The 13,428-nt window shown below is 40.2% G+C and carries 14 protein-coding genes; 4 read left to right on the top strand and 10 right to left on the bottom strand.

The window, feature by feature from the left end; all coding sequences use genetic code 11:
• Positions 1–24 precede the first annotated feature (24 nt).
• Positions 25–870 (bottom strand): ferritin-like domain-containing protein, encoded by an 846-nt coding sequence (locus OQX61_RS12960; RefSeq protein ID WP_265842127.1) that lies wholly within the window; start codon positions 868–870, stop codon positions 25–27.
• A gap of 16 nt (positions 871–886) precedes the next feature.
• Positions 887–1,603: a ferritin-like domain-containing protein gene (locus tag OQX61_RS12955; RefSeq protein ID WP_265842126.1), complete on the bottom strand. Its 717-nt coding sequence runs from the start codon at positions 1,601–1,603 to the stop codon at positions 887–889.
• A gap of 229 nt (positions 1,604–1,832) precedes the next feature.
• On the opposite strand from OQX61_RS12955, the gene OQX61_RS12950 reads away from it, so the two are divergent.
• The 4 genes from OQX61_RS12950 (at position 1,833) to OQX61_RS12935 (ending at position 7,628) form a co-directional block, all read left to right on the top strand.
• The gene (locus OQX61_RS12950; RefSeq protein ID WP_265842125.1) at positions 1,833–2,615 is read left to right on the top strand and encodes a LytTR family DNA-binding domain-containing protein; all 783 of its coding nucleotides are present in this window, start codon (positions 1,833–1,835) and stop codon (positions 2,613–2,615) included.
• Entirely contained in the window at positions 2,602–5,556 is a 2,955-nt protein-coding gene (locus OQX61_RS12945) for a two-component regulator propeller domain-containing protein (RefSeq protein WP_265842159.1), read from the top strand. The genes OQX61_RS12950 and OQX61_RS12945 overlap by 14 nt, the downstream gene beginning before the upstream one ends.
• Positions 5,557–6,252: 696 nt before the next feature.
• The gene (locus OQX61_RS12940; protein ID WP_265842124.1) at positions 6,253–6,438 is read left to right on the top strand and encodes a hypothetical protein; all 186 of its coding nucleotides are present in this window, start codon (positions 6,253–6,255) and stop codon (positions 6,436–6,438) included.
• Between the two features lie 71 nt (positions 6,439–6,509).
• Positions 6,510–7,628 carry a GNAT family N-acetyltransferase gene (locus OQX61_RS12935; RefSeq protein WP_265842123.1) on the top strand — a complete coding sequence of 373 codons (1,119 nt, stop codon included), beginning with the start codon at positions 6,510–6,512 and terminating at the stop codon, positions 7,626–7,628.
• Positions 7,629–7,636: 8 nt separating this feature from the next.
• Here the strand turns inward: OQX61_RS12935 and OQX61_RS12930 are convergent, their stop codons facing one another.
• The 8 genes from OQX61_RS12930 to mce form a co-directional block, all read right to left on the bottom strand.
• A complete protein-coding gene (locus tag OQX61_RS12930) occupies positions 7,637–7,966 on the bottom strand; it encodes a helix-turn-helix transcriptional regulator (protein ID WP_265842122.1) in 330 nt (109 codons plus the stop codon).
• Positions 7,967–8,006: 40 nt separating this feature from the next.
• The gene (locus OQX61_RS12925; protein WP_265842120.1) at positions 8,007–9,362 is read right to left on the bottom strand and encodes a Mur ligase family protein; all 1,356 of its coding nucleotides are present in this window, start codon (positions 9,360–9,362) and stop codon (positions 8,007–8,009) included.
• A gap of 46 nt (positions 9,363–9,408) precedes the next feature.
• On the bottom strand, positions 9,409–10,248 hold the full coding sequence (prmA, locus tag OQX61_RS12920; RefSeq protein ID WP_265842119.1) for a 50S ribosomal protein L11 methyltransferase: 840 nt from the start codon (positions 10,246–10,248) through the stop codon (positions 9,409–9,411).
• The gene (gene tpiA / locus OQX61_RS12915; RefSeq protein WP_265842118.1) at positions 10,248–11,012 is read right to left on the bottom strand and encodes a triose-phosphate isomerase; all 765 of its coding nucleotides are present in this window, start codon (positions 11,010–11,012) and stop codon (positions 10,248–10,250) included. Before tpiA ends, prmA begins: the two co-directional genes overlap by 1 nt.
• A gap of 67 nt (positions 11,013–11,079) precedes the next feature.
• Positions 11,080–12,249 (bottom strand): putative sugar nucleotidyl transferase, encoded by a 1,170-nt coding sequence (locus tag OQX61_RS12910; RefSeq protein ID WP_265842117.1) that lies wholly within the window; start codon positions 12,247–12,249, stop codon positions 11,080–11,082.
• Positions 12,250–12,320: 71 nt separating this feature from the next.
• Complete coding sequence (locus OQX61_RS12905; RefSeq protein WP_265842116.1) at positions 12,321–12,569, bottom strand: type B 50S ribosomal protein L31; 249 nt, start codon at positions 12,567–12,569, stop codon at positions 12,321–12,323.
• Positions 12,570–12,664: 95 nt separating this feature from the next.
• Positions 12,665–12,952 carry a hypothetical protein gene (locus OQX61_RS12900; RefSeq protein ID WP_265842115.1) on the bottom strand — a complete coding sequence of 96 codons (288 nt, stop codon included), beginning with the start codon at positions 12,950–12,952 and terminating at the stop codon, positions 12,665–12,667.
• On the bottom strand, positions 12,952–13,359 hold the full coding sequence (gene mce / locus OQX61_RS12895) for a methylmalonyl-CoA epimerase (RefSeq protein ID WP_265842114.1): 408 nt from the start codon (positions 13,357–13,359) through the stop codon (positions 12,952–12,954). The genes OQX61_RS12900 and mce overlap by 1 nt, the downstream gene beginning before the upstream one ends.
• Between the last annotated feature and the right edge of the window lie 69 nt (positions 13,360–13,428).

Raw genomic sequence — 13,428 nt, 5'->3', positions numbered from 1 at the left:
AAACCTAAACAAATCCCCTGTTTTTTAAGAAACTCCGAATAATTTCACAATATCTAATACTTGTTGTGTAGTTAATGGCTCATCAAATGATTCTGTAGCAGCATTCGCCGTAATTGCGGCTCCGTTAATTCCAGTAATCGTAATACCTGCCTGAAGCACATTTTCTTCTCCGGCATATACTGCTGCAGCATTCGCAACACCACTATCATTTCCACCGGTAATCCATGGTTTAATGTTAAAGCCGTTTTGTGCACGCATGTAACGGATTTTGGCGGCATGACGAGCTTCCACAGAATGAATATTCAATGCTGCTTCCAGCACACCACCCTGTCCAACTAAGGCTGGCGCCTGTCCTTTGTAAGCACGAACTCCGGTATCTTCCAGGGCCTGGGCAACGGCAAGAAAAATCCCGTAATTACCCGATGCAAATGGATTTGGAAAAGCACCACTTGCCGTCCAGTCATAACTGGCTTTGGCAGCAACTGCATCTGCCCCGATTACTCCTTTTAAAAAGTTAACATGCGCCGTTTCATGGGCACTGATGATCTCAATAGCCGCTTTATCTAAGGCCATTTGTTTCGATCCGGAGAAATCCGCACCACCTGTTGTTTTCAATGCCTGTACATAAAAGGCGGCTTCAAAATGTTCTAAGGTTAGGGCAAATTGCAATACTGCTTTTACATTTGCAGGCAAGGTACTTTGTCCGTAGGCTTTGTTAAACATGGAACCGAGGGCCAATGGCACCGCAGCCAGACTTATTTTCTTTCCTACATTGAAAAACTCCTTCATTGCAGTTCTACGTGGACTAAAGCGTTCATACACCTCTCCATCTACTTTTTCAATTTCTTCTAATATATCGACGATATTCATGATTTCCAGGTTAAGACTATAAATTAATGACGTTGATTTTTGTTTTCACAAATCCACCAGCAATGGCCAGTACCGCTTTTGGATCACGGGATTTGTCCAGCCCCATGACGGCATCTACTACTTCTACGTTAGAGAAGGAGTTTGGCGAGATCAGCTCTCTGATGTAAGCCGCATGACGCGCTTCCACAGAAACAATTTTGCCTGCCAGTGTTAGGTAAACGGTACTTTTCAATAATTTCCCAGCGCCATTATAAGCAGAAACCCCTAAATCTTCGAATGCTTTTGCAGTCCCCAGTACACTGGTTCTGTCCGCAAAGTTGATTTTTGAGAAGTCAACTTCCAGTCCGCCGATTGCAGCCGGACCCAGTGCATTTTTGAAAAATTCACGGTGGGCAATTTCATGAAATTGTATGTCTTTAAAATAGGCAAGTTCAGGAGCACTGATGTTCGCATATGGAGTGGCAGCCACCTGAATATAAAATGCGGCTTCTAGTTGTTCCAATGCATAAGCATAATTTAATACACCTATATCGTCTTTGAAATCGAGCGTGACTCCCCCTTTGATCCCACCATCATCGATCATGGATCTATCTTTTTTACATCCTGCGGCGATCAAAGCGACGCCTGCTGCACCAGCACCTGCAAATTGCAGAAATGAACGGCGTTGCAATGGAGCGGTAAGAATACTGCGTTCCTCTTGCAGCACTTCTTTTTCATCATGTAAGTTTTTCATAGTTATAGCTTTGAGTTAAAAAATCACGATTTTGCTCTCGCAAACCGTAATTCTAATTTTTAGTTCAAAAGTTTATGAAACTTACCTGCGCAGGTTTTAGTTTTCTAAAATTTCTTAGGTTTTATAATGGGACTTACGCTAGAAATGACCACTTGGTTTTTATCCTCAGCAAAAAAGATTCTTACATCCCTCATTTTTTTAATAAATTGACCCTATAAACCCGATAGCAGTGCTGAACACGATTATTGTTGATGATGAAGAATTTGCCCGCTCCTCTCTTTATTTCCTGCTTCAGGAAAATTGCGAGCGCATTCATATCGTGGGGATTGCAAAATCAGTAGCTGAAGCAAGGCTGTTGATGAGCAATCACCAGGTCGATTTGATATTTCTGGATATTGCCATGCCTGGCGAAAATGGGTTTGAACTCATCCCTCTGGCCCAACAACACAACGCCCATGTCATTTTTACTACTGCTTACGATCAGTATGCACTAAGGGCGATTAAAGCCAATGCCCTGGATTATCTTTTGAAACCTATTGATATTGATGAGTTAAAACTAGCGGTAGAAAAAGCGGGGAAATTCATTGCCCTGAATAAAAAGGAACACAACAGGAATGACAGTTTACAAAATCTGGCAGCCAATCTTTCAGACCGGTCAGAAATCAGAAAAATCAGCCTTCCGAATGGCCAGGGCTATTCTTTAATAGATATCAACGATATTATTCATATTGAAGCAGACAGCAATTATTCTATTTTTCACCTCGCCAACAAGGAAAAAATTACCGTTTCAAAAGTTTTAAAGGAATATGAAGAGATACTTCCTGAGCAGCAATTTGTGCGCATTCATAAATCGAGTATTGTTAACCTGAACTATTTAAAAGAGTATAATTCGAAAAATGGTGTGGAAGTTCTTTTGAAAAACGGGGAAAAGATCGCCGTTTCGAGAAGGCGCGCGAGTGATTTTGCGGAAAAAGTTAAATCGTATATCAGAATTGAAAGTGATAAATCTTAATACAAAAGGGATCGTTAAGTGGATCATTCCTTTTATGCTCTGCCTGATCAGCAGCCAGGTGGTCTTTTCTCAAAGCACCTACCTGCAACACCTTGATACCAAGAGTGGCTTACCCAGCAACAATTGCTTTTATACGATGCAGGATAGCAAAGGCTATATCTGGATTGCTACCGATGCAGGCGTCAGCCGGTTTGACGGGAAAGTTGTAGAGACATTCTCCGTTAATGATGGTTTACCCGACAATCAAATCCTGCAATTAAAGGAAGATAAGAGTGGAAAAATATGGTTCCTGGCTTTAAATGGTCAGCTCAGTTATTTTTTAAACGGCAAGATCTATAATGAAACGAACAACAAGCTGTTAAAGCTCTTAAAAGTCAATGCCGTTATCGTTTCTTTTTTCCAGGATAGTAAGGGGAGAATATGGCTGGGAACGAATAAAAACATGCTGGTCATGTACAATGGAAAGTCGATCAGAAAATACATTTCTGCCGACCATGACCGCCAGTTCATCAATGCCTTTATCCATGAAGATGAGAAAGGAAAGATCTGGGCCATCAGCAATACCTCTGTCCGCGTCATGGAAAACAACACCTTCAAGGTGGTTCCCCATCAGCGTTTACCCTTATCTTATAAAACTGCACTCAATTTACCTGATAAAACCCTCGCCTATCTTGATCAAAAGGGGCTGAACATCAGAAAGGGCAATCAGGAGGTTTTGAAGATAAAGATCAGTCCGGATATCCTGAACAATGACCCTGGTTATTTTTATACCGATCAAAAGCCGGATCTCTGGATCAGTAATGCCTCAGGAATCTACCATGTGGAAGCAGACGGAAAAACCAAACGCTTCCTGGAAAATATCTCCGCCAGTCAGGCCATTAAGGATGCCAAAGGCAATATGTGGTTTACCACCACTAACGGGATTTATATGTTGCCACAGGAAAATGAACGTCTTTATGTGGTCAACAAAGCCAACGGACTGAGCAGCGATGTGGTGAAAAGCATTACCAGGGACGATCGCAACAGACTCTGGCTAGGCCTTGACGAAGCAAAGATCAATACGCTGAACCTTAAAAATGGTCAGATTCAAAAGATCGCATTGCCAGATCAAAAGAAATATAACACCATCAAACAGCTCGCTTTTGACTCTCTGAATCATGCCATTTATTTTGCTTCAGATTATGGTCTGGGCAGGATCAACGACATTTATCAGGACAACCGTCAGATTGATTTCCTGAAAGAGACCAATAATTCCATGTTTGTCATCAAAAGCTTTAGCATTGCTTCGGGAAAAAACCTTGCACTGGCGCTTTCTTCTGGTGTGGTGATAATTCCTGACCGGGAGCGCCGGTTTGAATTCACCTCCTTATCTTTTAAACAAGGGGAAGATTTCTTTAACAACCGTTCTTACCGGGTATTTTATGACCAGGCACAGCATCTCTGGTTCTCCAATGTGAATGGGCTATCGCAATTTTCTAAAGGAATATTGTCCAATTATTATGTTAAACAACCACTTTTAACGAAAAGGATCAATGATATTCAGGAGCTTTCAGACCATACGCTTGTATTGGCAACGGATGGCAACGGACTGATTTTCATGAGGAATGGCCGTATCTTAAAGGTCATCACGCAGGAAGATGGTCTGGCAGATAACATTTGTAAAAGATTGTTTGTAAAGAATGATGAGACCTGGGTAGTGACGAATAATGGCATCAATAAGATTGATTTTAAAAACGACAAGGCTGTTGTAGAATCTTTTGGCTTTACCAACTCCCTACTGACAGATGACGTAAATTGCTTGTTTATAGGAGAAAAGAACGCCTATTTTGCGACTAACAGTGGTCTGGTCTATTTTGATGTCAATCACTCCATCAATAAAAATGAGGCGCCAAAAGTATACATTACTTCGGTGGTCAATAACAAGAATAAGCTGGGCATGAACCATCCGGATCATATACTGGAGCCTTCTAACAACAGCATTACATTTTTCTATAGTGCCATTGATTTTCAAAATAAAAACATCTTATACCGCTATCGACTGAAACATGATGCCCCCTGGACAGAAACCAGAAGTCGCAGGATTGAGTTCTCCACGCTGGAGCCCGGCGCTTATGTTTTTGAACTGAGTGCAAAATCCAATAACAGCGACTGGAGTACCCCGGTTACCGTAAGCTTTGTACTTAAAGCTTATTTCTGGCAGACCACCTGGTTCCTCGTACTGGTATTTTCAGTGGCGGGCCTTGCTTTTTATAAGTTGGCTGTAGTGGTAACACGCCGGCAAAAAAACAAAGAACAGGAACAATTGCTGTTGAAGAACAAGATCCTCATGCTGGAGCAACGTGCTTTGCAAGCCATGATGAACCCACATTTCGTGTTTAATGTGATGAATTCCATTCAGCACTACATCAATACCAAGGACACCAATTCTGCCAATAAGGTGCTAACAGGCTTTGCTAAGCTGATTAGAAAAAACCTGGAGATTTGTACCCGGAGTTTCATTACGCTGGAAGAGGAACTTGATTATCTGGAATTGTACCTGAGTCTGGAGAAGAAAAGATTTGGCGATAAGCTGATTTATCAGATCCGGGTGAGTCCGGCAATTGATAAGGAAGAAACGATGATTCCTTCTATGATTCTCCAGCCTTTTATTGAAAATGCGATATGGCATGGCATTATGCCCAAAGAAGAAGGTGGTAAAATAGACATCCTGATTGACCTTCAGGGGCCCGATCACCTCATCATTAAAATTATTGACGATGGCGTAGGCATTGAAAACTCTTTGAGAGAGAAAAAAGGAGAACACCAGAGTAAAGGGATGGACCTGACTAAAGAACGTATCCATTTATTAAATCAGGTAGAAGCAAATCCGATACAGATCAGTGTACAGCAAACCGGGTTGTCTGGTACTTTTGTATCGATTTCTATCCCTTTATACACCTAAATTACCGTTTACTCAATTATAAGTACCACTTACTAAGTTAAAATTATTGGTATCCAAATTAGCACTAAACTTGTTATAGATATTAAAAACAAACATAGTTTGTAAAAAGCGTTCTTATAGAATTGATCAAAGATATTTTACCTAACCTAAAACTATATCTCAATTCAGGTTTCATTTGTGTGTTAAAAAATGGTAAAGCCTCAAACTTTACCATTTTTTTTTTGCTTTGTTTTTTTAAGCGCTCCTCCCTCTGTAGGAACAACACCCATATTCAGTAAGCTCCTGATGATGAGTAACAGATTATAAACTTAATTCTCATTTTTTAAACGTAGGGTTTACCCTTTTTAAGGGCTTGATTCCATTCTTTTCCAGCGAATCCGGCAGTCCGGTCCGGACTCCCTGCAAACCGCATTATCCAATTGAATTTTTCAAAGATCGCTAAAGTATTTATCCTTACCTTCATTTATCAAATAATGAGAAATCTCCCGGCATTCATATCCTGATTTCAACATAAATTATACTGCAAAGTAACGCGGTTATGCCATCTTTTTTTTTCAAAAATACGCTGACTATAAAAGTTTTTTATACTAATTTTGATGCACCAAAAAATCAAATAAACACTGTTGTTTATATTTATAAAGATTTTTTGTAATTTTATACTATCAATACAAACCTTACTGAATTTATTTTTTTGTAATGAAAACACCAAAAAAACCTACCAGCAAAAGTCCATTAGTTGACCCTGAAACTGACATCGAAGATTCAAGCGAAGAAACCGGCAACAAGAAGTCGTATCAAGAAGATGAAGACGACTTTGACCTGCCTTTAGACGACCTGGATGGCTTCGACAATTTCAGTGACGACGATGACGACGATTATTAAACAACAACACATACTATTTCTCTAAGCATCCCCTATAGGGATGCTTTTTATTTTAATTCAGCCCAGCATACATGCAGATTATACCCGTATCCGATTCAAAGACAAAAAAAGAATTTTTAAATGTGGCCCGCTTTCTTTACAAAGATGACCCCAACTGGATTTGTCCGCTGGATCAAGATATTGAACAGATATTTGATGCTAAAAAGAATACCTTCTTTAACCATGGAAAATGTACCCGCTGGATCCTGAAAGATGCCGCAGGGCAAACGATTGGAAGGGTAGCTGCCTTTATCAATGACAAAAAAGCTTATCAGTATGACCAACCTACGGGTGGCATGGGTTTTTTCGAATGCATTGATGATCAGAAAGCTGCATTCCTCCTTTTTGATACGGCTAAAATCTGGCTGCAGGAACAAGGAATGGAAGCCATGGATGGGCCGGTCAATTTCGGGGAGAATGATTCTTTCTGGGGTTTACTCGTAGAGGGCTTTACGCCGCCTTCTTACGGCATGAATTATCATCATGCATATTATCATGGTTTTTTCAAAAACTACGGATTTGAGACCAGTTATGAACAAATCACCAATCACCTTAATGTTAGAAAACCTTTCCCTGAGCGTTTTACTAAAATTGCCAACTGGGTAGCCAATAAGCCTGGTTATACTTTTGAGCATTTCTCTAAGAAGAATTCAGAGAAGTATGTGCAGGACCTGATGGAGATCTACAACGATGGCTGGCAGGATTTTGAAAAGTTTGTACCCATTAAAAAAGAGACTTTACTGGAAAGTTTCAAAAAGATGGAAACCATTATGGATGAAAAGCTGATCTGGTTTGCCTATATCAATGGAGAACCGGCATCTTTTGTGGTGATTATCCCTGATGCGAATCAATTGATCAAAAGTTTTAACGGAAAACTGGGTTTAATAGAAAAGTTAATGTTCCTCTACAAACGCTGGGTTGGCGTTAACAGAATGCGTGCGATTGTAATGGGTACAAAGCAGGTATTCCAGAAACATGGATTGGAATCGGCGCTCTTTATTAAACTGAAGGAATATGTATTGCCCTTAGATCAATACGATGAGCTGGAATTGAGTTGGGTAGGCGACTTTAATGATAAGATGCTCTCTTTACATGAAGCAACAGGTGCCACTTTTGGCAAACGACACCTGACGCTACGTAAAATATTTTAAGGGGCTGTCTATCTTTCGCGGATCTCTTCGTAAAGATCGATCACCTTCTTCTGAAGTTTGATGATCTCTTCTTCTCTCAAAGAAAGTTTTTCTTTGAGGGCATTAATTTCTTCAAAATTAAGGGATTGAGGATTTTCGCCTTCTTTAGAGATGATGTCCATAGTCGATACCTGAAATAGGTTAGCAATTTGCTCTAATCTGGAGATATTAATATCTGTAATACCCGTTTCAATTTTTGAAAAGGCAGGAATTGAAATATTTAGACGTTTAGCCACTTCCCCTTGGCTCCAGCCATTCTTCTGGCGTAATTGTCTAATGTTTTTTCCAATGATATTCATGTGATAAATTTAGGTGTATTATTCTAGTTTGTACTTTATGTTAATTGGTAGTCAACTCACGTGCCAATTTCACCAAATCCAAACCACCAAAATTCCCGGAGCTCATTAATAATAAATTTGTGTGATTAAAATTGATACTCAATAAGTAATCATTTAATTCGTCAGAATTATTAAAAAACTGTAATTCATTACATTTAAACGCATTTTGCACATCCAATTTGCTAAAAGGTTTAATCTTTTTATGAGTAAAAGTAGCTTCATCTATGTATACAATTGAACGGTCAGCTTGTTTCATTGTATCTGCATATTGTGCTAAAAATTCTTTATTCAAACTGCTAAATGTATGTAACTCTATACACGCAACCAGTTTCCTTTCCGTAAACTGAGTTTTCACAGCCTCTATGGTTGCCTTTAACTTAGATGGAGAGTGTGCAAAGTCCTTATACACATTTGTATGGTCCTTTTTGAGCAGTACTTCCAGTCTTTTTGCTGCACCTGTAAAGGAAGAAATCGCGTCATTAAACTGTTCATTTGTCAAGCCTAAAGCCTCACAAACCAGGCGGGCGGCATTGAGGTTCATCAGGTTATGATTTCCAAAGACATTTAAAACAGTATGCTCAGGTAAAAGATAAGTTACACCGTCTTTTACCTCATGCGGAGGAATGCCGTATCCTGTTTTCTGTACATTAGCTGTAGATTTATCTACCAGTTGATTTAAGTCGTCATCAGCAGTACAATAAATCAATTTTCCTTCCGGTTGAATGGTATCTATAAATAGTTCAAACTGGCGGGTATAATCTTCGAAAGTCGGGAAAACATTGATGTGATCCCAGGCAATTCCGCTAATTACCGCAATATTCGCTTTATATAAATGAAATTTCGGTCGCCTGTCTATTGGGGAAGCAAGATATTCATCCCCCTCGATAATGATCAGTGGTGCTTCATCCGTAACTTTCACCATAGTATCAAATCCGGCCAGCTGAGCACCCACCAGGTAATCAAAATCACGGTTGTAATAATTTAGTACATGAAGGATCATGGAAGTAATGGTGGTCTTGCCATGACTGCCACCAATGACTACCCGAAGTTTATCTTTGGTTTGCTCATAGATATATTCAGGGTAAGAATAGATTTTAAGGCCCAGTTCCTGTGCTTTCAGCAACTCAGGATTGTCCAGCAGCGCATGCATCCCTAAAATTACGGCATCTAAATCCGGTGTAATCCGCCCGGGATCCCAGCCCATTTCTTCCGGCAGAATGTCATGCCTGGCCAACCGGCTTGCAGAAGGTTCAAAAATAAGATCATCAGAACCCGTTACCTGATAGCCTTTTTTATGTAAGGCAATGGCCAGGTTGTGCATGGCACTACCGCCAATAGCTATAAAATGTATGCGCATATGTCAATGATAAAATAAGGTATAAAAAAATACCGCCGAAGCGGTATTAATCTTTTTTAAACTGAGCAGCAACCCATTCTCCTATTTTCTTATGATCTACATACCTGATCTGCAAAGCTTCACAGGCTGTTTTAATCATATCCAGATCAGGAGTTTCATAGAATCCACTGAAGAAGATACTTCCTCCTGAGGCCAGAACTCCATTGTAGGTAGGAATCTGATCCAGCAGAATGTTTCTGTTGATGTTTGCCAGAATGATGTCGAAAGTTTGTTGAGGAATGGTCTCTTTACCACCGCAGGCGGCAGTTAAGTTGGTAATGCCATTCAACTCCGAGTTTTCTAAGGTACTCAGGTAACACACATCATCATTGTCTATCGCTACCAGTGATGCAGCGCCTTTTTTAGCCGCTAAGATTGCAAGAATACCTGTACCACAGCCCATATCAAGGATTGATTTTCCCTGAACGTCTGTAGAAAGGATGTATTGCATCATCATGGTCGTAGTTTGATGGTGACCGGTACCAAATGCCATCTTAGGATCAATCACAATCTCATATTGATACTGTGGTTGCGGCTGATGGAATGTTGCCCTTACATAGCACTGCCCGTCGATAATAAGGGGTTCGAAATTCTTCTCCCACTCCTCATTCCAGTTCTCCGCAGCAATCTCTGTAACGGTGTATGCGATTTCCAGTTCCTCTTTATACCCTTCCAGTACTGCGGTCAGGTTTTCTAAAGCGTAACTGTCCAGGTCAATAAATGCTGCAAAGCCATTTTCGGTATCTTCAAATGTATTAAAGCCAATCTCCGCCAAATCACTGATCAGCAAATCCTGCTGATATTCTTCTATCGCTGTAAAGCTGAATATTACCTTGATGTATTGCATTAAGAATTGAAAGTTTTAACGATGTCAGTAAAGTCTCTTGATTTAAGGGAAGCACCACCAATTAGTCCACCATCAATATCCGGTTGAGCGAATAATTCTGCTGCATTTTTAGGGTTACAGCTACCACCGTAAAGGATACTTGTGCCTTCTGCGATGTCAATACCGTATTTAGTAGTGATTTCTGCACGGATAAAAGCATGAACTTCCTGTGCCTGCTCAGAAGAAGCAGTTAAACCTGTTCCAATTGCCCAGACTGGTTCGTAAGCGATCACTATTTTAGAAAAATCAGCAGCTTCCAAACCAAAAACACCATGCACTAACTGAGATTTCAACACATCAAAATAACTTCCGTTATTTCTTTCGTCTAATGTTTCACCAATACAGAAAAGTGGCGTAAGGTCGTTTTGTAAAGCAATTACTGTTTTTTCAGCCAATAACTCATCCGTTTCAGCGAAATACTGACGTCTTTCTGAGTGTCCGATGATCACATATTCGCAACCTACAGATTTGATCATCTTTGCAGAAGTCTCTCCTGTATAAGCGCCGCTTTCGTTTTGGTGACAGTTTTGAGCACCAATTTTAACGGTTTCACCACCTAATTGTGCCAAACTGTTTAAATGAATGAATGGAGCGCAGATGATGGCGATCTGGTCACCTTTTTTCTCATCTCTTACCATATTTACGATTTCTGAGAATAAAGATACCCCTTCGGCATAGTCTAAATTCATTTTCCAATTTCCGGCAACGATTTTTTTTCTGGTCATATTTTTATTGTTTTAGCGCCATGAAGCTAAGATAAAGGCTTCAATTCTGCTGTTTTTTTAATGATTATTAACTTCTGTATGACTTAGTCAATTCAAACACAGCGGCTAAGATATTTCTTTCTACCTCATCAAAAGGCAGGTTTCTACGCTTAAAAACCTGTTCAGCCGTTTCAAACATTTTGTCAAGGCGATAAGTTTCAAAGCCCTGAGCACCGCCCCATGAAAAATCAGGAAGGAATGTTTTTGGGAATCCGGCACCAAAAATATTGGCTCCTACCCCGACTACAGATCCGGTATTGAACATGGTATTGATCCCGCATTTCGCATGATCAGCCATGATCATTCCGCAAAACAGCATCCCTGTTTCGCGAAGACCAGCCATCGAATAGTCCCAGATTTTCACATCAGCGTAGTTATTTTTAAGGTTAGAATTATTGGTATCTGCCCCAATATTACACCATTGCCCTAACACGGAATTACCGAGGTAACCTTCATGACCTTTAGAGGAATAGCCCCAGATCACGGCGTTATTGATCTCTCCGCCAACCCTGCTAAAAGGGCCCACCGTAGTTTGTCCGTAGATTTTAGCCCCCATCTTGACTTGCGAATCATTACAAAGTGCAAAGGATCCACGGATGTGTGCTCCCTCCCATATCTGGCTGTTTTTGCCAATATAGACCGGTCCGCTTAAGCTGTTTAACGTGGCACATTCTGCCCCGCCACCTTCTTCTACAAAGATTTCTTCTCCAAGTATAACGTTGGTGCTGCTCAATATTGTGGAAGAACGACCTTTTGTCAATAAACTAAAGTCTTTTCTCAGCTCTACATCGTTGTTTTTAAAAATATCTTCCGGATAGAAAATCCGGATCAGCGCTGCTTCATAAGCCACCGGCTTGAGTGCTGCTGCCTGTTCGGGAAGCATCCCGGTGGCCGTTGCACGGTAAGCAATCAGCAAGTCCTGTTGTTTCAAAGCTTCTCCATCGCGCAAACGGTCTATTGCTTCCAGCAGGCCTTCATCCGGACATACCGATCCATTGATCGATAAGCTAGCCGTTGGCTGTGCAGGGAATTTAACAGATAGATAAGGGTTGGTCAGGAAACCGGCAGTAGCATGTAGATGCCGTTCCCATTTTTGAGCTATGGTAAGTATACCCACACGGAGGTCGGCAACCGGTCTTGTGAAAGATAGCGGACGCAGGGATGCCCAGGCATTATCATCAAATAAATTGATTGTCATAAGCAACAAAAATAAAAAAAGTCCCGAAGCAATAGCACCGGGACTTTAAAATAATTACTTTTTTGGTAGAATTACTTCTTAGCGTAACGAGTTTTAAATTTATCGATACGACCAGCTGTATCTACTAATTTCATTTTACCAGTATAGAAAGGGTGTGAAGTATGAGAAATCTCTAATTTGTATAGAGGATATTCGTTACCATCTTCCCATGTAACAGACTCTTTAGTATCTACACAAGATTTGGTTAAGAAAGAGTACTCATTTGACATATCTTTAAATACTACAAATCTATAGTTTGATGGATGCAGATCTTTTTTCATGATGCTTTTATATTATTATTTCCTTATTTCTCGCTTATTTTTAAGGTTGCAAATATCCTAAAATTATTTTTCATTAGCAAGGAAGTCTTGAAAAATTATCTACTATACTTTTTTCTAGTCTCTATTTTCTCTTTTTGCCGCCTCAAATAGGCCTCAGCAATGACTTCAGCCGAAGGAAGTTCCGAATTACTGATTAAAAGGCTTTTCAATTTCTCTTCATCTACATCGGCACGGTACAAGATGTTCATCATTTTGGAGATGTCATTGTCGAGCAGATAGGCAAAAGCCTGGACCAATCGCTCCTTAATCTCTGTTTCCGACCAGATTTCTTCGACTTCAAAATCTTTGCTGACGATAATACTTAATGCTTTTGAATCTTCCATTATATGGTTTTAATTTCCTGACACAACTCTACCAATACGCCATTCGTGCTTTTCGGATGAAGAAAACAAACCAGTTTATTGTCGGCACCTAACTTAGGTTGCTCATTCAGCAACACAAATCCTTCGTTTTTTAAGCGTTCCATCTCCGCCAGGATATCTTCTACATCAAAAGCGATGTGGTGAATGCCCTCTCCTTTTTTCTCCAGGAACTTTGCAATCGGGCTATCCGGGCGACTGGCAGACAACAGCTCAATTTTATTGGCTCCGGTTTGAAAAAATGCCGTATGCACCCCTTCAGAAACGACCTCTTCTCTTTTATAGCAAGTGGTATTCAATAATTTCTCATAAAGATCACAGGACAAATCCAGGTCTTTTACAGCGATTCCGATGTGTTCAATTTTCCTCATATCTGGGTAAACGGTTAGAAAAATGTAAAAATGCGGGTTTTACCTATACCGTCATAGCTATTATTTATA

The organism is Pedobacter sp. PLR (genome assembly GCF_026239675.1).
Taxonomy (GTDB): domain Bacteria; phylum Bacteroidota; class Bacteroidia; order Sphingobacteriales; family Sphingobacteriaceae; genus Pedobacter.
Note: the sequence above shows the minus strand (reverse complement) of the source record. Positions and strands in the feature narration are given on the sequence as shown.

Bases quoted from the DNA above. Each gene is read 5' to 3' on its own strand.
- OQX61_RS12960 (WP_265842127.1), bottom strand. From the start codon at position 870: ATGAATATCGTCGATATATTAGAAGAAATTGAAAAAGTAGATGGAGAG.
- OQX61_RS12955 (WP_265842126.1), bottom strand. From the start codon at position 1,603: ATGAAAAACTTACATGATGAAAAAGAAGTGCTGCAAGAGGAACGCAGT.
- OQX61_RS12940 (WP_265842124.1), top strand. From the start codon at position 6,253: ATGAAAACACCAAAAAAACCTACCAGCAAAAGTCCATTAGTTGACCCT.
- OQX61_RS12935 (WP_265842123.1), top strand. From the start codon at position 6,510: ATGCAGATTATACCCGTATCCGATTCAAAGACAAAAAAAGAATTTTTA.
- OQX61_RS12930 (WP_265842122.1), bottom strand. From the start codon at position 7,966: ATGAATATCATTGGAAAAAACATTAGACAATTACGCCAGAAGAATGGC.
- OQX61_RS12925 (WP_265842120.1), bottom strand. From the start codon at position 9,362: ATGCGCATACATTTTATAGCTATTGGCGGTAGTGCCATGCACAACCTG.
- prmA (WP_265842119.1), bottom strand. From the start codon at position 10,248: ATGCAATACATCAAGGTAATATTCAGCTTTACAGCGATAGAAGAATAT.
- tpiA (WP_265842118.1), bottom strand. From the start codon at position 11,012: ATGACCAGAAAAAAAATCGTTGCCGGAAATTGGAAAATGAATTTAGAC.
- OQX61_RS12910 (WP_265842117.1), bottom strand. From the start codon at position 12,249: ATGACAATCAATTTATTTGATGATAATGCCTGGGCATCCCTGCGTCCG.
- OQX61_RS12905 (WP_265842116.1), bottom strand. From the start codon at position 12,569: ATGAAAAAAGATCTGCATCCATCAAACTATAGATTTGTAGTATTTAAA.
- OQX61_RS12900 (WP_265842115.1), bottom strand. From the start codon at position 12,952: ATGGAAGATTCAAAAGCATTAAGTATTATCGTCAGCAAAGATTTTGAA.
- mce (WP_265842114.1), bottom strand. From the start codon at position 13,359: ATGAGGAAAATTGAACACATCGGAATCGCTGTAAAAGACCTGGATTTG.